Source organism: Shewanella scandinavica, from assembly GCF_031932065.1.
GTDB classification, from domain to species: Bacteria; Pseudomonadota; Gammaproteobacteria; order Enterobacterales; family Shewanellaceae; genus Shewanella; species Shewanella baltica.
The window spans coordinates 31,901-50,189 of record NZ_JAUOES010000033.1; the positions used below are offsets into that span (position 1 = coordinate 31,901).

The 18,289-nt window shown below is 46.4% G+C and carries 17 protein-coding genes and 1 pseudogene; 10 read left to right on the forward strand and 8 right to left on the reverse strand.

Features of this window, described 5'->3' with window-relative positions; all coding sequences use genetic code 11:
- Nucleotides 1-46 precede the first annotated feature (46 nt).
- On the forward strand, nt 47-1,828 hold the full coding sequence (locus Q4Q50_RS20190) for a diguanylate cyclase domain-containing protein (RefSeq protein ID WP_311900843.1): 1,782 nt from the start codon (nt 47-49) through the stop codon (nt 1,826-1,828).
- On the opposite strand, the gene recQ is transcribed toward Q4Q50_RS20190, so the two are convergent.
- On the reverse strand, nt 1,810-3,633 hold the full coding sequence (gene recQ / locus Q4Q50_RS20195; protein WP_311900845.1) for a DNA helicase RecQ: 1,824 nt from the start codon (nt 3,631-3,633) through the stop codon (nt 1,810-1,812). The genes Q4Q50_RS20190 and recQ overlap by 19 nt on opposite strands.
- A 286-nt stretch (nt 3,634-3,919) precedes the next feature.
- Between recQ and Q4Q50_RS20200 the strand changes: the two genes are divergently transcribed.
- The gene (locus Q4Q50_RS20200) at nt 3,920-4,384 is read left to right on the forward strand and encodes a thioesterase family protein (protein ID WP_006079875.1); all 465 of its coding nucleotides are present in this window, start codon (nt 3,920-3,922) and stop codon (nt 4,382-4,384) included.
- A 201-nt stretch (nt 4,385-4,585) separates the two neighbouring features.
- Entirely contained in the window at nt 4,586-5,470 is an 885-nt protein-coding gene (gene rarD / locus Q4Q50_RS20205; protein WP_006079874.1) for an EamA family transporter RarD, read from the forward strand.
- Nucleotides 5,471-5,492: 22 nt separating this feature from the next.
- On the opposite strand, the gene Q4Q50_RS20210 is transcribed toward rarD, so the two are convergent.
- From Q4Q50_RS20210 to radC, 5 genes are all read right to left on the reverse strand, one after another.
- Complete coding sequence (locus Q4Q50_RS20210; protein WP_311900846.1) at nt 5,493-6,023, reverse strand: PH domain-containing protein; 531 nt, start codon at nt 6,021-6,023, stop codon at nt 5,493-5,495.
- A 107-nt stretch (nt 6,024-6,130) separates the two neighbouring features.
- Nucleotides 6,131-7,450, reverse strand: coding sequence for an amino-acid N-acetyltransferase (gene argA / locus Q4Q50_RS20215; protein WP_311900847.1), 1,320 nt, complete (start codon nt 7,448-7,450; stop codon nt 6,131-6,133).
- 323 nt (nt 7,451-7,773) lie between these two features.
- Complete coding sequence (gene rpmG, locus Q4Q50_RS20220; RefSeq protein ID WP_006079871.1) at nt 7,774-7,947, reverse strand: 50S ribosomal protein L33; 174 nt, start codon at nt 7,945-7,947, stop codon at nt 7,774-7,776.
- Nucleotides 7,948-7,953: 6 nt separating this feature from the next.
- Complete coding sequence (gene rpmB / locus Q4Q50_RS20225) at nt 7,954-8,190, reverse strand: 50S ribosomal protein L28 (protein ID WP_006079870.1); 237 nt, start codon at nt 8,188-8,190, stop codon at nt 7,954-7,956.
- A gap of 121 nt (nt 8,191-8,311) precedes the next feature.
- The gene (radC, locus tag Q4Q50_RS20230) at nt 8,312-8,989 is read right to left on the reverse strand and encodes a RadC family protein (protein WP_113941095.1); all 678 of its coding nucleotides are present in this window, start codon (nt 8,987-8,989) and stop codon (nt 8,312-8,314) included.
- A 122-nt stretch (nt 8,990-9,111) separates the two neighbouring features.
- Here radC and coaBC point away from each other — a divergent pair, with 122 nt between their 5' ends.
- The 4 genes from coaBC (at nt 9,112) to folE (ending at nt 12,439) form a co-directional block, all read left to right on the forward strand.
- Nucleotides 9,112-10,335 (forward strand): bifunctional phosphopantothenoylcysteine decarboxylase/phosphopantothenate--cysteine ligase CoaBC, encoded by a 1,224-nt coding sequence (coaBC, locus tag Q4Q50_RS20235; RefSeq protein WP_311900853.1) that lies wholly within the window; start codon nt 9,112-9,114, stop codon nt 10,333-10,335.
- Nucleotides 10,332-10,790: a dUTP diphosphatase gene (dut, locus tag Q4Q50_RS20240; RefSeq protein ID WP_311900848.1), complete on the forward strand. Its 459-nt coding sequence runs from the start codon at nt 10,332-10,334 to the stop codon at nt 10,788-10,790. Before coaBC ends, dut begins: the two co-directional genes overlap by 4 nt.
- A gap of 34 nt (nt 10,791-10,824) precedes the next feature.
- Nucleotides 10,825-11,418, forward strand: a complete 594-nt coding sequence (slmA, locus tag Q4Q50_RS20245) for a nucleoid occlusion factor SlmA (protein WP_113941097.1) — start codon at nt 10,825-10,827, stop codon at nt 11,416-11,418.
- Nucleotides 11,419-11,788: 370 nt separating this feature from the next.
- A complete protein-coding gene (folE, locus tag Q4Q50_RS20250) occupies nt 11,789-12,439 on the forward strand; it encodes a GTP cyclohydrolase I FolE (RefSeq protein ID WP_106648340.1) in 651 nt (216 codons plus the stop codon).
- A gap of 177 nt (nt 12,440-12,616) precedes the next feature.
- Here the strand turns inward: folE and pyrE are convergent, their stop codons facing one another.
- Nucleotides 12,617-13,258 carry an orotate phosphoribosyltransferase gene (pyrE, locus tag Q4Q50_RS20255; protein ID WP_006079863.1) on the reverse strand — a complete coding sequence of 214 codons (642 nt, stop codon included), beginning with the start codon at nt 13,256-13,258 and terminating at the stop codon, nt 12,617-12,619.
- Nucleotides 13,259-13,434: 176 nt separating this feature from the next.
- Nucleotides 13,435-14,148 carry a ribonuclease PH gene (rph, locus tag Q4Q50_RS20260; protein WP_006079862.1) on the reverse strand — a complete coding sequence of 238 codons (714 nt, stop codon included), beginning with the start codon at nt 14,146-14,148 and terminating at the stop codon, nt 13,435-13,437.
- Between the two features lie 537 nt (nt 14,149-14,685).
- Between rph and Q4Q50_RS20265 the strand changes: the two genes are divergently transcribed.
- The 3 genes and pseudogenes from Q4Q50_RS20265 to Q4Q50_RS20275 all read left to right on the forward strand — a co-directional run.
- Nucleotides 14,686-15,549, forward strand: a complete 864-nt coding sequence (locus Q4Q50_RS20265; RefSeq protein WP_106648342.1) for a YicC/YloC family endoribonuclease — start codon at nt 14,686-14,688, stop codon at nt 15,547-15,549.
- A gap of 191 nt (nt 15,550-15,740) precedes the next feature.
- Complete coding sequence (locus Q4Q50_RS20270) at nt 15,741-17,003, forward strand: tyrosine-type recombinase/integrase (RefSeq protein ID WP_144376259.1); 1,263 nt, start codon at nt 15,741-15,743, stop codon at nt 17,001-17,003.
- Between the two features lie 418 nt (nt 17,004-17,421).
- Nucleotides 17,422-18,289: pseudogene (locus Q4Q50_RS20275) on the forward strand (DUF4145 domain-containing protein); the annotation flags it as partial.

Genomic DNA, 18,289 nt, shown 5'->3' on the forward strand with positions numbered 1-18,289 from the left:
TTAGTGATTAAGGATATTAGAGCTTACGCATTTTATGGAGCACAAAATGGATTTTCGCGTCTTAGTACTGAGCCTGTTGTTATGGCTGTTCCCGTTTGGGGCCAGTGCTATAGACCAGCTAGATGAGCTCACAGAACTCGTCTACCAATATCCCAGTAAAGCCCTGACTCAAATCACTGCTTTAGAAAAACAATTTACCACCCGCGCCACTTCTGACATTAATCGACTCAGATTGAGCGTGTTGAAATGCCAAAATCTGCTGCAACTGGGTGAGAACGAAGCTGCAATCAACGTGGCACAGTTAGGCGAGGCCAATGCTAAACAGCTTAAGCTCGATCAGGTTCGCCCCTATTTTTTGATTTGCCAAGCCGACGCCAACCTCAACTACAACAATATTCAAAATGCGCTGCTCTTGCTGGATTCCGCTATTACCTTAGCGCGACGTTACCAACAGCCTCAAGCCCTAGTCGATGCCTTACGTTTACGTGGTCAACTAGATACCGACACAGATAACTTCTCCTCTGCCATCGAGGATTTACGTCTGGCCATCGATATTTATCCAGATATTCATACTCAAACCCCAAATTGGGTTTGGCCTCCACAAGCTTATATTTATGCGGCCATGGGCAATTTACTCTACGCAACCCATGATTTCCCCCAGGCCATGTATTACACCAACTTAGGAATACAGAGCCCGGATGCCAAGGGTAAAGTGTTACACATCATTCTACGAAATGCGGCAAGAATAGCGCTCGATAATCAAGAATTCGATTACAGTGACCAACTCGAAAAACAAGCAAAGGCACTACTGCCTGAACTCGGTTCGCCACTAGAGCTTGCCTACAGCTATGCCATTTTGGCATCAATCTCGCTCGATAAAGGCCGAATCGACGCAGCAGAAGAATACCTTTCTATCGCCATCAATACCTTTAAGAAACACAATCAGCAATTGGCGATGATGCGCTCGACCCGCCTACTGGCCCAAATACGCTTTGCCCAACATCAAGACGATGCAGCCTTAACCTTAATGAATCACGCCATTGAGCAAGCTGAAAATCTAAAACAGTACTCTGATCTCAAAGGATTTTACGGGATCATGAGCGATCACTACTTAGAACAAGGGGATTTTAAGCAGGCCTATTCTTTCTTACTCAAACGCTATCGAGCTGCCGAACTCGCCAATCAAGGGATGAACACTGCACGAATATTGCAATTTAAAGCCCGCCTAAATCAGCAAGATCTGCAGCAAGATCAGACTAGTCCTGCGCCAGAAAAGGCATCGATCCTTCAAGAGTTAAATCTTGATTGGGCCTATAGCACTCTGTTCTTAATTGCAATGACGTTACTCGGCGGTGCTATTTGGTATTTGATTGATAAGCAAAATAATCGCGCGCCCCGTATCGAAGGCGAGGAGCCTGCGGAAACGCTGCTCCAACAAGTCACATCAGCCTTAAACAGCGCCAAACAAGGTAATTACCCGCTGTCTTTATTACTTTTTAATGCGAGTCAAATACGGCAAGTTGATTTACCACCTCTGCAGGATGAGCTACAACACAGACTGCGTGAGCAAGATAAGTTAATCCGATATTCGATGGATGAAATTGTGATTATCCTGCCGCATACCTCAGCAGCTGGCGCTAAAAAAGTAGTCAATCAATTGGTGGCCTGTATTCAGCCTTGGCAGGGGTCAAGCAAGGTCAATATTGGTATCGCGGCAATGCAACACTTTGATACGTTAGAGTCTTTAATTAAGCGCGCCAGTATCAATCAATTGGGCAAGGTTAAAATCAGTGAGAATAATCCAAACCATTATTCTCCCGCTAAATAAGCCTCAATTTCATCGAGAAAAGCGTCACCGAAACGACTCAGTTTACGCTCGCCCACTCCGTTAACGGCGAGCATTTCCCCTGCACTGGTCGGCATCATGGCCGCCATTTCCGCCAGCGTCGCATCGTTAAACACTAAATACGGCGGTACATCCTGCTGCTCGGCAATAGTTCTACGCAATAACTTCAACCGTGCGAACAGCTTACGGTCATAGTTCAACGGCACCTTAGACTGACTCGCCTTACGTTTTGTGGTCGTTAACTGAATACGCGGTTCGGCGAGCATTAACGCCACCTCCCCTTTGAGTACAGGTCGTGCCGATGGGTTTAAGGTAATAGATGAACCGCGAGTCACATCTTGACTCGCTAGCCCCAAATGAATCAATTGACGGATCACGCTCAACCAATACTCATGACTCTTATCTTTACCAATTCCCCAAGTCGTGAGTTTGTCATGCCCTCGGTCAACTATCGGGGCGCCTTTCGAGCCGCGCAACACTTCAATTAAGTGATTGATACCAAAACGTTGTCCTAAACGAAAAATACATGACAACACCTTCTGCGCATCTTCGGTGCCGTTATAACGCTTAGGCGGGTCGAGGCAAATATCGCAGTTACCACAGGGCTCTAGTGCGCTCTCATCAAAGTAATGCAGCAACACTTGGCGGCGACAGGTCTGCGCCTCGGCAAAGGCGGCCATAGTATTAAGTTTGTGGAATTCGACCTGTTGCTGCGGCCCTGGCTCGGACTGTTCAATCAAATGTCTGACCCGACCAATATCGGCGGGATCGAACAACATAAAAGCTTCTGCATCGAGCCCATCACGGCCCGCTCGGCCCGTTTCCTGATAATAGGCTTCGATACTTTTCGGGATATCGTAATGCACCACAAAGCGCACATTCGACTTGTTGATCCCCATACCGAAAGCCACAGTGGCGACCACGATATCGATTTGATCCTTAAGGAAACTGTCCTGCACTGCGCCACGATCTTCCTGCGTCATTCCCGCATGATAGGCCTTAGCATTAAAACCTTGCAGACATAAACGATCGGCCACTTCATCGACACGGCGTCGACTGCTACAGTAAATAATCCCGTTAGTGCCATTTTGCTGGGTTAGAAAATGCCGTAACTGATTCGCAGCATTGAGCTTTTCCGCCACTGTGTAGCGAATATTAGGCCTGTCGAAACTAGAGAGTAAACGGAACGGGTCAATCCCAAGTCGCTCGCAAATACTCTGTCGAGTCGCCTGATCCGCCGTTGCTGTCAGCGCCATCATAGGCACATAGGGGAAGAGTTGCTTTAACTGGCCAAGCGCTGCATATTCAGGGCGAAAATCATGACCCCATTGACTGATACAATGCGCCTCATCGATGGCAAACATCGCCAACTGCAACGACTGCATACGCTCAATAAAATCAGCGGTTAATAAGCGCTCAGGTGACACATAAAGTAGTTTTAACTCACCGTGGCGCAGTAGCCTTAACACTTCGGCACTCTGCTCGCGCGGCAAAGAAGAATTGAGATAAGCCGCAGCAACACCGGTTTGCAATAAACTATCGACTTGATCTTTCATCAAAGAAATCAATGGGGAAACGACAATAGTGATGCCATTCATCATCAAAGCGGGCAGCTGATAACACAAACTCTTACCGCCGCCCGTTGGCATGATCACTAAGCAATCTTGCCCGCCGCAAACACGTTCTATCACCTCCCGCTGACCGTCCCTAAAGTCACGGTAACCAAACACCTGTGCTAGGCGTTGCGAGAGCGGATCATCATGCGTGTCGAGTACGAGCTTTTCCATGGATCTTCTATGTCAAAAGTGAGGGGGCCTATTCTAAAGGACTGAACCGCTCCTGTCTTGCGCCATCTTGTCGTAAACCCATTCAGGATTAAATGCCATCGACTAAGATCGCCCTCACTCAACTAACCATAATGCCCATAGCCAATTTATCTTCAATGTGGCTTAAGTTGCATTCTGCGCACGCTTCACTGTAGATTAATTGCTCTAAGCCGCACTTTGTTCATCTCAGTGTTGATAACAAATCCAATTACGCCTAATGCAGTCACTCAGTGGCAAGGACCCAATAATGACCAGCCCAATCCAAGCCGAAGCTTTGAGAAGAGTCGCAGCAGTATTTGATCAACATGTTCCTTTCCATAATCTACTCGGACTCGATATCAAGCGTTATGACATTGATGGCGTCGAAGTCGTGATCAACATGAAACCTGAGCTGATTGGTAATATCCACCAGCAAATCCTCCACGGCGGTGTGACAGCCACGGTACTCGATGTGGTTGGCGGACTCACCGCCTTTGCAGGACTGGTCGCCAGTCGTGATGATTGGACGGTCGAAGAGCTGCAGCAACGCCTGCAAACCCTAGGCACTATCGATATGCGCGTCGATTATCTACGGCCGGGACGCGGCCTCACCTTTACCGGGACGGGCAGCGTGATCCGCGCGGGCAATAGGGTGTCGGTATGCCGCATGGAATTGCATAATGAACAAGGCACACATATCGCTTTTGGGACAGGCACTTATATGGTGGGCTAGCCGTTTCACCGTAGATAACTCATTTACCGCATTAAAGCTCAAAGCCAGTAAACATCTTGATTAGCAAGATGTTTACTGGCGTTGATCGGCTATTTAATTTCTTATCGAGATATTCTGTAACCAAAAGAACGCGGCGATGCCCTTGAGTCAGCGGTCAGACACACCTACAATCGCCGTCTTGTTGTCCTTCGAAGATGTCTCATGCAAGATCTTGAATACCGCAAAGGGATCCTACTCGCCGTCAGTGCTTACTGTATGTGGGGTTTTGCGCCTTTATATTTCAAATTACTCAACCATGTCTCTGCCACCGAAATTTTGCTCCATCGGGTGATTTGGTCATTCGTGTTTATGCTGATCATTATGCAGTTTATCGGCGGGTTCTCACGCTTACGCTTACTGTTTAAACAACCTAAACAGCTGATGGTTCTCACCATTACTTCCATACTGATCGCGGGAAACTGGCTGCTATTTATCTGGGCGGTGAATAACGATCACATGCTCGATGCCAGCCTAGGTTACTTTATTAACCCTCTGCTCAACGTCTTGCTTGGTATGTTATTTCTAGGCGAAAGGTTACGTAAGCTGCAATGGTTTGCGGTCGCACTCGCCAGTGCTGGTGTGTTGATCCAATTAATCTCTTTTGGCTCTATTCCAATTGTCTCACTGGCACTCGCGGGCACCTTTGGTTTCTATGCGCTGCTGCGAAAAAAGGTCAATGTGGATGCTAAGGCCGGTTTATTGGTCGAAACCGCAGTGTTATTACCGGTCGCGCTAATTTACCTCGTCGCGACCTTAGACACAGCAACAGCAAGCATGCTGACAAACGATTGGCAATTGAATCTGATGTTAATGGCAGCGGGAATAGTGACCACGATTCCTTTACTCTGTTTTGCAGGGGCGGCGGTACGGATCCCATTGTCTATGCTTGGATTTTTCCAATATATCGGCCCAAGTATCATGTTCATCCTAGCAGTGAGTCTGTTTAATGAGCCCTTCGATGCAGAAAAAGGCGTGACCTTCGGTTTTATCTGGAGTGCCCTGTTAGTATTTACCTTAGACATGGCCTATAAACGCAAAGCGGCGTGATTATTATCACGCCGATACACAGTTACAGAAGTGATGACTTCTGTAACTGTGCTAAAAATTCACTCCCTTGCGGCACTGTCAGTAATAAACTGTAGCCTTTAGTCGTTGGCACTAACACTAACTGCGATTTATCTGTTATCGCCAGAAATGCTCTACCTTTCCCCTGCAAATTAAACCAGCCTAATTGAAACCCTGGCATGCCTATGCCGTTGGTTTTAAAGCTCGGCGTTAAATCTGCCTCTTGCTGCAAATCGACGATGCGCGCCTCGGCGGGCAATAAATCCGCGCGGGATAACTGCACTTTATAGAAGGGCACATCCACTGTGAGTTCAGCATCGGTTAACACTAACTCGGCACTATTGGATTGATAAAAAACCCATGAAAATCCGCCCATCATCACCAGCAATATGCCTAAACTCGCCGACTTCGCTATCTTAGGCATATTTTTTAGCCATAACATCAGCAAGATACCCGCTAAACCGAGCAATAAGACGATAAAACTGAAGATAGAGGTCTGGGTGAAAGGGGCGAGTTCGAAGTATTGAGGACTCATTGGCAGCATCTCCCGTGCAGTGAAGCCTTAATCTGCCAATAAAGACATATTATGTCAATAGAAATGCCAGCGCTAGGCTGGCATTGATTGGATTGATTTAGAACAGCTTAGAGATCGAGCGCGAGAATTTTTGAACGACGTTGATAATTATACAACTGCTTTTTCTTCTGTGGCAGCGCTTCAACATCTTCAATCACAAAACCATGCTCAAGGAACCAGTGGATACTGCGAGTTGTCAGCGCAAACAAGCGTGAATAGCCGCGGTTTCTGGCCTGATTGATTATGTTCTTCAGCAGCAAGCTGCCTCTGTCGGCATCGCGATAATCGGGATGCACCACCAAACAGGCAAACTCGCCCGCATTGTCCTCTTCAAAAGGATAGAGCGCGGCGCAACCAATCACTAAACCATCGCGTTCAATCAACATGAACTGTTCGATTTCGATCTCGAGCTGCTCACGGCTACGACGCACCAGAATGCCTTGTTCCTCCAATGGACGAATAAGGTTCAGTACACCGCCAATATCAGCGATCGACGCACAGCGTAAACGCTCGGCACTCTCAGTCACGATTTGCGTGCCTATCCCTTCGCGAGAAAACAGTTCCTGCAGCAAAGCGCCATCTTCGAGGTAGCTGACTAAGTGACAACGCGGCACGCCATTACGGCAAGCATCGATACTGGCTTTCAAAAAAGCCATAGTGCCAACGCAGGCAGAACCTTGCTCGGCCAGCTTGCTCATGATGTTTTGCGCATCGTTCGGCATCAACTCTGCAATGACATCGCCATTGCGATCGAGAATACCGTTCTGTGAGCTAAAACCGATCATCTTATCTGCTTTGAGTTTGATCGCCACCTGGGTCGCGATTTCCTCGGCGGTCAGATTAAAACTTTCACCCGTCACAGAAGCCGCAATCGGCCCCATCAACACGATGCAGTGATTATCTAACTGACGTTTTAAGCCTTGCACATCAATACGACGCACTTTGCCACTCAGGCAAAAATCCACACCATTGTCGACACCAAGAGGTTGAGCAATCACAAAGTTGCCGCTCACTAAGTTAATTTGCGCGCCTTGCATCGGCGTATTGCTTAAGCTCATGGATAAACGCGCTGTGATATCAAATTGCAGTGCACCCGCAACTTGCTTGATCACTTTGAGCGAGTCTTCATCCGTGATACGCACACCTTCGTGGTAGGCAGGTTCAATACCGTTGACGGCTAATGCAGCATCAATCTGCGGTCTAGCGCCATACACTAACACCACTTTAATCCCTAAACTGTGCAGCAGGGCAACATCATTTAAGATGGCGCGGAAGTGATTTTGAGCCAAAGCTTCACCACCCAGCATGACCACAAAAGTTTTACCTCTGTGAGCATTAACATAGGGGGCAGAGTGACGAAATCCATCAACCAGTTCAGTGGTACGCACGCGTTATTTACACCTCATTTTTGAGCTGGCAGCGTCACTATGACACGCCAGGAATGAATCGCTAACTTTCGCGTATGGTATTGCATTTTAATTCACATATAAAGAATTTATTCTCACTAAAGTGCAGCTTTAATGATTTAAAGTGCTTAGAACTGCACTATTTTATATTTTCAGCAAGTGTTCACACTTTTTTAACTTCACAGGGGATGATTCAGCGGTTTAAGTTTGCGAGGCAATTATCTCAACTTGATGACTAACTACTAAAAAAAGCGCAAAAAAAAGCCCCTTAAATAAGGGGCTTTTCTCGAAACACTAACCAAGGATTACTTGATTTTTGCTTCTTTGTAGATAACGTGCTGACGAATAACTGGATCAAATTTTTTGATTTCCATTTTTTCAGGCATGTTACGCTTGTTTTTTTCAGTTGTGTAGAAGTGACCAGTTTTAGCTGTAGAAACTAATTTGATCTTCTCACGATTACCTTTAGCTTTAGCCATGATCTATTATACCTTCTCGCCACGAGCACGAAGTTCAGCAACAACAACTTCGATACCTTTTTTGTCGATCAGACGAATACCTTTAGTAGATACACGTAACTGTACGAAACGCTTTTCTTCTTCTAACCAAAAACGGTGGTTTTGTAGGTTAGGTAAAAAACGACGACGGGTCGCGTTTTTTGCGTGCGAACGGTTGTTACCAACCATCGGCTTCTTGCCAGTAACTTGGCATACTCTTGACATGTCAATCTTCTCCAAAAACAATTTTAACGCTCGAGCATTAATGTGCCTCGTATGGCCGTCGCCCGAGGCACAAAGAGGGCGCATTTTATACACGATCACAGAGTGAAGATCAAGTGTTAGATTAATTAATCCAGCCTCGTTCTGCAAAAGAAACTATCTCTCGATCACCTACAACCATATGGTCCAACAAGGATACGTCTATGGTTGCTAACGCATTTTTTAATCGCTCAGTTATTCGTCGGTCAGCCTGACTGGGCTCGGCAATACCAGACGGATGATTATGACAAACTATAACTGCTGCGGCCTTTTTCTCCAGCACTAAGCTCACCACTTCACGTGGGTACACTGAGGCTGAGTCTATTGTGCCGCGGAATAATTCGACAAATTGAATCACTCTATGCTGGCTATCCAGCAGTAAAACTGCGAACACTTCATAGGAGCGATCGGCCAATTGTCGCATTAAATAGTCCCGAGTTAAATCGGGATTTGTCAAAACCTGACCTCTTTGCAGATTTTCCTGCGCTACACGCCGCGCTAATTCGGCCGCAGCTTGAAGCTGGGCGTATTTTACAGGTCCTACGCCCGGAAGTCGACACACCTGATTTCTTGGGGCACAGAGCAGGTTTCTGAGGCCGCCAAACTCGCAAATAAGCGACCTAGCAAGGTCAACCGCGTTTAATCCAGCTAAACCGTTACGCAGCAATACTGCCAGTAATTCAGCATCCGAGAGATGCGCAGCTCCTTTTTGTAACAGTTTATCTCTGGGACCTTCACCCTCAGGCCAATCTTTAATCCCCATGTGACCTCCCTGTCATCTCACATATTTTCACTTTACTGAGTATGGACGAGATTTTTTGAACTGGGATAGTCACTAAAATTCACCACTTTGTGATATTGTTGCCGGCATTATTTCTATATCGGATGATGTCTGTGAGTCTGACAAATAAAAACGTCCTGCTGGGCATTGGCGGCGGTATTGCGGCCTATAAAAGTGCTGATTTAGTACGTCGCTTGAAGGAGCGTGGTTTTGATGTGCGCGTGGTGATGAGCCAAAGTGCGATGGAATTTATCACGCCTCTGACGCTGCAAGCGTTGTCTGGACATCCAGTGGCATCTAGCTTGCTCGACCCCGCAGCAGAAGCAGCCATGGGTCATATAGAACTTGCTCGTTGGGCAGATCTCGTCATCATCGCCCCTGCAACCGCAAACCTATTGGCGCGGATTAATGCAGGCATGGCCGATGAGCTAATCACCACCACATGTCTTGCCACTGAGGCGCCAATTGCCCTGTGTCCAGCAATGAATCAGCAGATGTACCGTAATCTGGCTACACAAGCGAATTTAACTAGCCTCGCATCACGTGGTTTTACCCTTTGGGGCCCCGCCAGTGGCAGTCAGGCCTGTGGTGAAGTCGGCCCTGGTCGTATGTTAGAGCCATTAGACATAGCGGAACTGGCTACACAATTTTTTGCCACGCCTGACGCCGTTGAATTTAAGCCACTCGCAGGCCAGTCGGTGCTGATTACCGCCGGACCAACCCGTGAAGCAATTGATCCCGTCAGATACATTTCAAATCACAGTTCTGGAAAAATGGGCTTTGCACTCGCCAAAGCCGCGGCAGATATGGGTGCAACAGTCACCTTAGTCTCAGGCCCCGTAAATTTAAATACTCCTGAAGGCGTGGTACGCATTGATGTTGAATCGGCGCAAAATATGCTCGATGCTGTTATGGATAACGTTGATAAAAAAGATATTTTTATTGGCTGCGCCGCCGTTGCAGACTACCGCATTAGCGATATTGCTACCTGTAAGATCAAAAAATCGACCGAAGAAATGCAACTTGCGCTGGTGAGGAATCCTGATATCTTAGCCACGGTTGCGAGCTTACCTAACCGTCCTTTTGTGGTGGGATTTGCCGCCGAAACCCATGATGTAGAAGCCTATGCACGCGATAAGCTCAAACGTAAAAACTTGAACATGATCGCCGCAAACGACGTTTCCATTGCTGGCCTAGGCTTTAATGCCGATGCTAATGCCCTGCGTGTTTTCTGGCCGCACGGCAGTCAGGATTTGCCTGCTACTGACAAACTCACGTTGGCACGGCAATTACTTTCGTTGATAGTGAAAGAAAAAACAAATACATGAAAACACCGATTGAATTAAAAATTCTCGACTCCCGTATCGGCTCAGAATTTCCTTTGCCCGCTTACGCCACCGCAGGCAGTGCAGGCATGGATCTTCGCGCCATGATAGACACGGCTTTAACCATAGCACCGGGTGAAACTGTGCTCATTCCCACGGGGATTGCCATTCATGTGGCCGACCCAGGACTTGCAGCGGTGATTTTACCGCGCTCAGGTCTTGGCCATAAACACGGTATCGTACTGGGGAATTTAGTCGGACTCATAGATTCAGATTACCAAGGCCCCTTAATGGTATCTTGTTGGAATCGTGGTGACAGTCCATTCACCTTAGAAATGGGCGATCGTCTCGCGCAACTGGTGTTTGTTCCTGTGGTACAAGCACAATTCAAACTCGTTGATGAGTTCGACAACTCAGACCGTGGTGAAGGCGGATTTGGCCATTCAGGCACTAAATAATCCCCTAAGTAGTAATTGAGCCAAGGATACTGCAATGGCTGTAAGCCCAAAAATTAATCGTCGTGAACACATTCTGCAATGTCTAGCGCAGATGCTAGAAACCAACCCAGGACAAAGGATCACCACAGCGAAACTGGCCTCAGAAGTCGGTGTATCGGAAGCCGCACTGTATCGCCACTTCCCGAGTAAAGCGCGGATGTTCGAAGGCCTAATCGAATTTATCGAAGAGTCGTTATTGTCGCGCATCAATTTAATCATGGATGACGAAAAAGACACCATGAAGCGCTGCCAGTTGGTACTGCAACTGCTGCTGATCTTTGCCGAGCGTAACCCAGGAATTTCCCGCGTTCTCAACGGTGATGCTCTACTCGGTGAAAATGAACGCCTGCGAAGTCGTATTGGTAACTTATTTGCCAAAATTGAAACCCAGTTAAAGCAAATTTTACGGGAAAAAACCCTACGAGAAGGTAAAGGCTTCAACTTAGACGAAGCCATATTAGCCAATTTACTGTTAGCCTTTGCCGAAGGCCGCATCGCCCAATTTGTACGAAGTGAATTCAAACTCAAACCAACCACACACTTCGATGAACAGTGGCGTTTTATCCAACATCAACTGTTGCAAAGCTAATGATTTTTCAACATAAAGGACGGTAACTACCGTCCTTTATGTTGAGTATTTCAGCTATTGCAAGAACACTCAGCTTCCTAAAAACTAATCTAAAACTTTAGGATTGACTCAAACTTGCCGTCACTGCCAGTCTACACTCGATTGGCAGTGGCTGATTTAAAGCCGATATCCGATAAGGACTATCGGCTTTTTCATGGGACCCATGAGCGTTTTTCGGTATGAATTGTCTGCAATTCGCGCTATCCTCCTCCCCCTATTCTTGCCTCAGCGAGAATAACAATAATTTGTATCTGATGCTGAACAGCCAAATACCACGCGATGCTCAGCATAGGTTTTCTGTTATAGCCGCTACGACGTAGTGGAGGATAAGATGGCATTAAGTGAAGCAGCAGTAAAAGTACAAGCCGCGTTATCAGAACGTGGACTTGAAACCCCAATGCTCCCAAGCGTTTACAGCAGTGAAGAACGTAAAGACAAGATTGAACATCATATGAAAGAAATCCTGACACTAATGTCATTGGATCTTTCAGACGATAGCCTTGCCGATACGCCGCGCCGCATTGCTAAAATGTACGTCGATGAAATCTTCTCCGGCTTAGATTATGCGAACTTCCCTAAGATCACGGTTATCGACAATAAGATGGGCTTCGATGAAATGGTGCGAGTGCAAGACATTAGCCTCACCAGCACCTGCGAACACCATTTAGTGACGATCGATGGTACTGCGACCATAGCTTATCTACCACGCAAAAAAATCATTGGTTTATCAAAGATTAATCGCATCGTGCGTTTCTTTGCCCAACGTCCACAAGTGCAAGAGCGTTTGACTCAGCAAGTGTTAGTCGCGCTGCAGACCTTGCTCGAAACCAAAGACGTTGCGGTTAAAATGGATGCTGTGCATTACTGCGTGAAATCCCGTGGCGTGATGGACTCAACCAGTTCGACCACTACCACAGCGCTGGGCGGTATTTTCAAATCTAACCCTGCGACCCGCGCCGAGTTTTTGCACCAGTCTAAATAAATGTATTGAAACTTAACGCTATTTAAAACGTGCCTAAATCAATAGCAATCAATACAGCTCAATAAAAAACGCTGCGATTCCTTCTATAGAATCGCAGCGTTTTTTGTTTTCATACCCACTCAATCAAACCTTTCTCAACCTAGCTAAGATCAATGCTGGCTGATTAACTGATTTCACTTAAATACCGTATTGCTCGCGGTACTGGCTCACGGCGGCAAGTTGTACTTCCATTCCAGGCTTTTCAGACAGATAGCTAATGAGGTCGGCAAGTTTAATGATCGCCACTATGCCGCAGCCAAAATCACGCTCAACCTCTTGAATGGCCGATAACTCGCCCTTGCCTTTCTCTTGTCTGTCTAAAGCAATCAACACACCGGCTAATTGTGCTTTATGGGCTTCGATGATTTCCATCGACTCACGAATCGCCGTACCTGCGGTGATCACATCATCCACCAACATAACGCGGCCTTTCAGCTCGCTACCGACTAAGCTGCCACCTTCGCCGTGATCTTTTTTCTCTTTGCGGTTAAAGCAGTAAGGGATATCGATATCGTGGTGTTCACACAGGGCAACCGCCGTAGTGGTCGCAATCGGAATACCTTTGTAAGCTGGGCCAAACAGCAAATCGTAATCAATGCCAGAATCCACCAACGCAGCGGCATAGAAACGGCCTAAACGCGCTAGATCGCGGCCAGTATTGAACAAACCCGCATTGAAGAAATAAGGACTGATACGACCCGATTTAAGGGTAAATTCGCCAAATCGCAACACCTGACGTTCTAAGGCAAATTCAATAAACTCACGTTGATAGGCTTTCACAATATCTCCTTACGGCTTTGTCTTTTATTGGTTTTTATTAGGTAATGTCTTATTAGGCAACATTTAATTCGGTACAGGGCTTGTCTAACACTAGCATCTTGCTGCAGATAAAAAGTTGCAGCTAATAAAAAGCCCCGCACTCTGTAACATGACGGGGCTTGTTCATCACCACACTATTAGTTCAGTGCGGCTTTCTGAACATCGACGATTTCACGAATACTGTTCTTCGCCAATGCCAACAGTTCGAGTAATTCTTCGTGGCTGAATGGCTCGCCTTCGGCGGTGCCTTGAATTTCAATGATCTTGCCCGTTTCTGTCATCACCACGTTCATGTCAGTTTCAGCGGCGCTGTCTTCGATATATTCTAGATCGCTTATCGCTTCACCCTTGTAGATACCTACACTGACAGCCGCAATCAAGAACTTAAGCGGGTTAGATTTAATGATGCCTTTACCGCGTGCCCAGTTCAGCGCATCCACTAAGGCCACACAAGCGCCAGTGATAGAGGCAGTGCGCGTGCCACCGTCTGCTTGGATCACATCACAATCGATCACGATAGTGTTTTCGCCTAGGGCTTTCATATCTACACAAGCGCGCAGAGCACGGCCGATAAGACGTTGAATTTCTTGCGTACGGCCAGATTGCTTACCGCGAGCGGCTTCACGATCCATACGGCTATGGGTCGAACGTGGCAACATGCCGTATTCCGCCGTCACCCAGCCTTGACCCTGACCTTTAAGGAAACGTGGCACACCTTCAGTAAAACTGGCGGTACAAAGCACTTTCGTTTCGCCAAATTCTACTAACACAGAACCTTCGGCATGGGCCGTAAACTGGCGAGTGATAGTGATGGGACGAGTTTGTGCTGGCGTTCTGTTACTTGGACGCATGCGAGATTCCTGTATTCTGAGTCATTGACCGATTTTGGCTGCATATTATAAGGGCTTGAGCCTTAGGATGCCATGCTTAGGGTGATTCTCTGGCAAACTCATCACACTCAAACGCCAAATCCGTGTCCTTATACCCAAACAACCTGAAGATGCTGAATTCAGCGGGAGTTTAACGCACTTTAGGCAAGGCCATTTATTGCTCCTGCATAAATGGCATTCACGCCATCCATGGCGATTGCGGTTATTTGCGGACCTAGTGGACTAAGTTAAAAATAACCAACGCAGCATAAAGTGCGTTACCCCGTGGTTAACATCAGCCGCCGGGACGGAGCGCCTAGGGCACTTCACTTCCGTGTTGCATCAATTCAAGAGGTAGCCGACATTCTGTCATTGCTGCGCCTTGAATTGAAGCACACTAGGCGCTCTGAAACTCGTATCTTCAGGCAGCTTGGGTATATTTGCTGTATGCCTTTAATCCTAAAGCCATTGACTCTATAATCGCCTCTCATTATGACGATTAAACCATTAGGACAACCCATGATCCAAAGCATGACAGCCTACGCTCGTATCGAGCACAAAGCACAATGGGGCACTGCCTCTTGGGAAATTCGCTCAGTCAATCAACGTTATCTCGAAACTTACCTACGTTTACCCGAGCAATTCCGCAGTTTCGAACCCGTACTGCGCGACCGCCTACGTAAACGCTTAAGCCGTGGCAAAGTTGAAGTCAATCTGCGCTACGAACTTGCAGACAACAGCAACAACGAGCTGCAATTGAATCAAGCGCTGGCCAAACAGCTATTGGGCGCCGCCACTTGGCTTAAGCAAGAAGCGGGACAAGGCGATGTCAATCTGACCGACATACTCCGCTGGCCAGGCGTGCTAGCGAGCGGTGAACAAGATATGGATGCAATCGGAGCCGATCTGATGACAGCCTTCGACTCAGCCATAGATCAATTTATCGAAGCCCGCGGCCGCGAAGGCGAAGCCATCAAAGACATGCTGTTAAGCCGCTTAGATGGAGTCAGCGAGCAAATCGCCGTCGTACGCGAGCACATGCCTACTGTGATGCAATATCAACGCGAAAAGCTCACCAACCGCCTTGCAGAAATCAAAGGGGAACTCGACCCAGCCCGCATAGAGCAAGAAATGGTGCTTCTGGCTCAGAAACAAGATGTCGCCGAAGAAATGGACAGACTCGAAGCCCATGTAGCCGAAGCTCGCCGTATCCTCAAAAAAGGCGGCAGCGAAGGTCGCCGCTTAGATTTTATGATGCAGGAATTTAACCGCGAATCGAACACCCTCGCCTCTAAATCCATCAGCACTGAAATCACTTCAGCCGCCGTTGAGCTTAAAGTGCTAATCGAGCAAATGCGCGAGCAGATCCAGAACGTTGAATGATGTTTTCAGGAGTTTAATACTGTTTAAAAAACACTTTAAAACCATGCGCTTGCATGGTTTTATATTTTTACATGTTCGCCATTGTTTGCTATTGTTTATGAAAAAGTGGGACTAAAGTGGTGACTAAAACCACTTAGTCCCACCTAAAATCGGCAAAAATTCAGTTTAGTCACCAATTTGGACTTAACCGCATGAATGACAAGCAAATTAAGGCTTTTTTAAAAAGCAAGGAACTAGGACGCAAAGCAATAGGTGATGGACTGTATCTCCGCGTGCAAACTGAGGGCGTAGCATACTGGGAAGTTAGATACAGCGTTAACGGTAAACGCCGCTCAATGATGCTTGATGGTGGGATATATCCAGCAATGCCTTTAGTAGAGGCTAAAGCAGAAGCTGCAAAGATCAAACTATTAGCAAAACAAGGAATAGACCCTCTTGCGGAACGAGAACGGCAACAAGAAGAAACAATCAAAACTGTCAATGACCTTTTCGACGATTGGTACCAATGCACATCCTCTCGCTTGAAACATCCTGAAATTCCTATGCGAATGTATAAAAAAGAGATCAAGCCCACGATTGGTCAATTAAAAATTGTAGATGTTAACGCCAGAGACATAAGAGCCATTATTCACAAAGTAGCAAAGAGTAATCGCCCCACCGTTGCGAATAAAACACTGCTACTTTGCAAACAACTCTTTAATCATGCTTGTAAGTTAGATCTCGTGTCAGGAAATCCCGCTACCGCATTTAAGCCAGTTGATGCCGGAGGCGTCGAGAAGAGCAGAGATCGAGCGCTAAAGATTTCTGAATTAGTTAAACTCTTTGAGGTATTAAGAAATAACAGTACGGTTTTCACACGAGATAATTATTTAGCCCTTGCTTTACTACTGACATTGGGAGTTCGCAAAGGAGAGCTGATTTCCGCTAGATGGAGTGACTTTGATTTTGAACGCCTCGAGTGGCGCTTGCCCAAAGGCAATACTAAAACTCAAGTACCTATCACTATCCCTCTGCCGCCTCAAACAATTACTTGGTTTGAAGAACTTCATTCACGAGCAGGAGGTTCTAAATACGTGTTCCCAAATCGTCGAGCCAGTAAACGTAGGGGCTATATATCTAGTGACACTTTAAACCATGCTCTATCAAAAATGTTCGGCCAAAAAGTTGATAGTAATAAACAACCCTTAGATAACCTTTTAGGTCAAGTTGGCATTGAACACTTTACTATCCATGATCTACGCAGAACCTGCCGCAGCTTGTTAGCCGAACTAAAGGTACTCCCACACATCGCTGAACGCTGTCTAAACCACAAACTGAAAGGAATTGAGGCTGTGTATAACAAGCACGATTACTTAGAAGAGCGTAGAGAGGCTTTATCCCTTTTAGCAGGGTTATTAAGCCCAATTATTGATGACACCAGTAACAATATAACTCCCTTTAGTCGACGGGCTTAAGTTCATATATTAGCAATGACAAAAAACATCCCATGAGCTGTTCTAAAGTCTAATGCACTTTAGCCATTCCATTCCGGTGCTATCCTGGGAATGGCTATGCTTTTCCCAGAATTATCAATAATTGCCAAGTTAAGATAGCTGGCCCTTTCTTTGTACTGTGTGGCCACAAGATTCAATTTTGTACACACTTGGTCAACAAACCAAGTAGCACATTCGTGTGAGCTACATAAATAATTCGTCAAAACGACTCTTGGTATTTTGATAACTTAATTGAGTAACATCCCCCACTTTAGTCACTAGTAATGTCTCAATTTTAAGTGATAACCCTCTAACATAATTAGATTTTATGGCCTACAGCAGCAAACCTTGATATCTTCAGCATATGAATGGCAAAAGCAAGTTTTAGAAGGCACTATTGATGGGAAGCAATATTAGTAACTTCGATTTCCTTAAGCATCACGATGAACTGTTATTGCGTCTTGCACAAACAGCTGAATGGTGTTTTATACCGGACCCTAACACCACGCTTTTAAAGATGCGCCAATTGGGTGAGGAGCTAGCAAAAAACATTGCAGCTCGCGTTGGTGTTGCTTGTGGTCAGGGAATAAACCAAGTCGATTTACTTCGTAGCCTTGATTACTCTCTTAAGCTCGAACAGCGTATCAAAGATGCCTTTCATACGATACGAAAACTCGGCAATGCCGCTAATCACGATATCACCTCAAATAGTCACCGTGATGCTTTACAGTCGTTGCAAATAGGTCACGCTTTAAGCATTTGGTATCACCAGCTTTATGCTGGCGATGCGGCGAAAGGCTTTAAGCCTACCCCATTTGTAAAACCTAAAGACCCTTCAGATGACGTTCGGATTCTCGAAGAAAAAATGCTCGAGCTTGAACGCCAGCAGCAACGCACTTCCGAACGTCTTGCTGTTGCAGAATCGCTCAAGCGACTTGAACAAGAAAAGATGCAAGCCGAGCTTAAACGTGCAGAGCAAATGCAAGCCGAAAGTAAAATCTGGGAGCAAATTGCCACGGAGCAAGAAGCGAAACTCAATGAATACAAAGCCCAGATGGCTGCCACCAATCTTGAGCTGTATACCGCCTTCCAAGCTAAAGATCACCAGGCACAACAACAAGAAATTAAGCGTGTCGAAAAACTACCTTTTTATTTAGATGAAGCCGAAACCCGCATCATTATAGATAAACAGTTAAATGAAGCTGGTTGGAAAGCTGACACCACAAACTTAAAGTTCTCTAAAGGTGCACGGCCTGTCTGTAGTGGTC

Excerpts from the sequence above, each read along its gene's own strand:
- coaBC (WP_311900853.1), top strand. The coding sequence starts at position 9,112 with ATGATGTCTGTGAGTCTGACAAATAAAAACGTCCTGCTGGGCATTGGC.
- rpmB (WP_006079870.1), bottom strand. The coding sequence starts at position 8,190 with ATGTCAAGAGTATGCCAAGTTACTGGCAAGAAGCCGATGGTTGGTAAC.
- Q4Q50_RS20265 (WP_106648342.1), top strand. The coding sequence starts at position 14,686 with ATGATCCAAAGCATGACAGCCTACGCTCGTATCGAGCACAAAGCACAA.
- dut (WP_311900848.1), top strand. The coding sequence starts at position 10,332 with ATGAAAACACCGATTGAATTAAAAATTCTCGACTCCCGTATCGGCTCA.
- Q4Q50_RS20210 (WP_311900846.1), bottom strand. The coding sequence starts at position 6,023 with ATGAGTCCTCAATACTTCGAACTCGCCCCTTTCACCCAGACCTCTATC.
- rarD (WP_006079874.1), top strand. The coding sequence starts at position 4,586 with ATGCAAGATCTTGAATACCGCAAAGGGATCCTACTCGCCGTCAGTGCT.
- folE (WP_106648340.1), top strand. The coding sequence starts at position 11,789 with ATGGCATTAAGTGAAGCAGCAGTAAAAGTACAAGCCGCGTTATCAGAA.
- rpmG (WP_006079871.1), bottom strand. The coding sequence starts at position 7,947 with ATGGCTAAAGCTAAAGGTAATCGTGAGAAGATCAAATTAGTTTCTACA.
- recQ (WP_311900845.1), bottom strand. The coding sequence starts at position 3,633 with ATGGAAAAGCTCGTACTCGACACGCATGATGATCCGCTCTCGCAACGC.
- slmA (WP_113941097.1), top strand. The coding sequence starts at position 10,825 with ATGGCTGTAAGCCCAAAAATTAATCGTCGTGAACACATTCTGCAATGT.
- rph (WP_006079862.1), bottom strand. The coding sequence starts at position 14,148 with ATGCGTCCAAGTAACAGAACGCCAGCACAAACTCGTCCCATCACTATC.
- radC (WP_113941095.1), bottom strand. The coding sequence starts at position 8,989 with ATGGGGATTAAAGATTGGCCTGAGGGTGAAGGTCCCAGAGATAAACTG.
- Q4Q50_RS20270 (WP_144376259.1), top strand. The coding sequence starts at position 15,741 with ATGAATGACAAGCAAATTAAGGCTTTTTTAAAAAGCAAGGAACTAGGA.
- Q4Q50_RS20200 (WP_006079875.1), top strand. The coding sequence starts at position 3,920 with ATGACCAGCCCAATCCAAGCCGAAGCTTTGAGAAGAGTCGCAGCAGTA.
- Q4Q50_RS20190 (WP_311900843.1), top strand. The coding sequence starts at position 47 with ATGGATTTTCGCGTCTTAGTACTGAGCCTGTTGTTATGGCTGTTCCCG.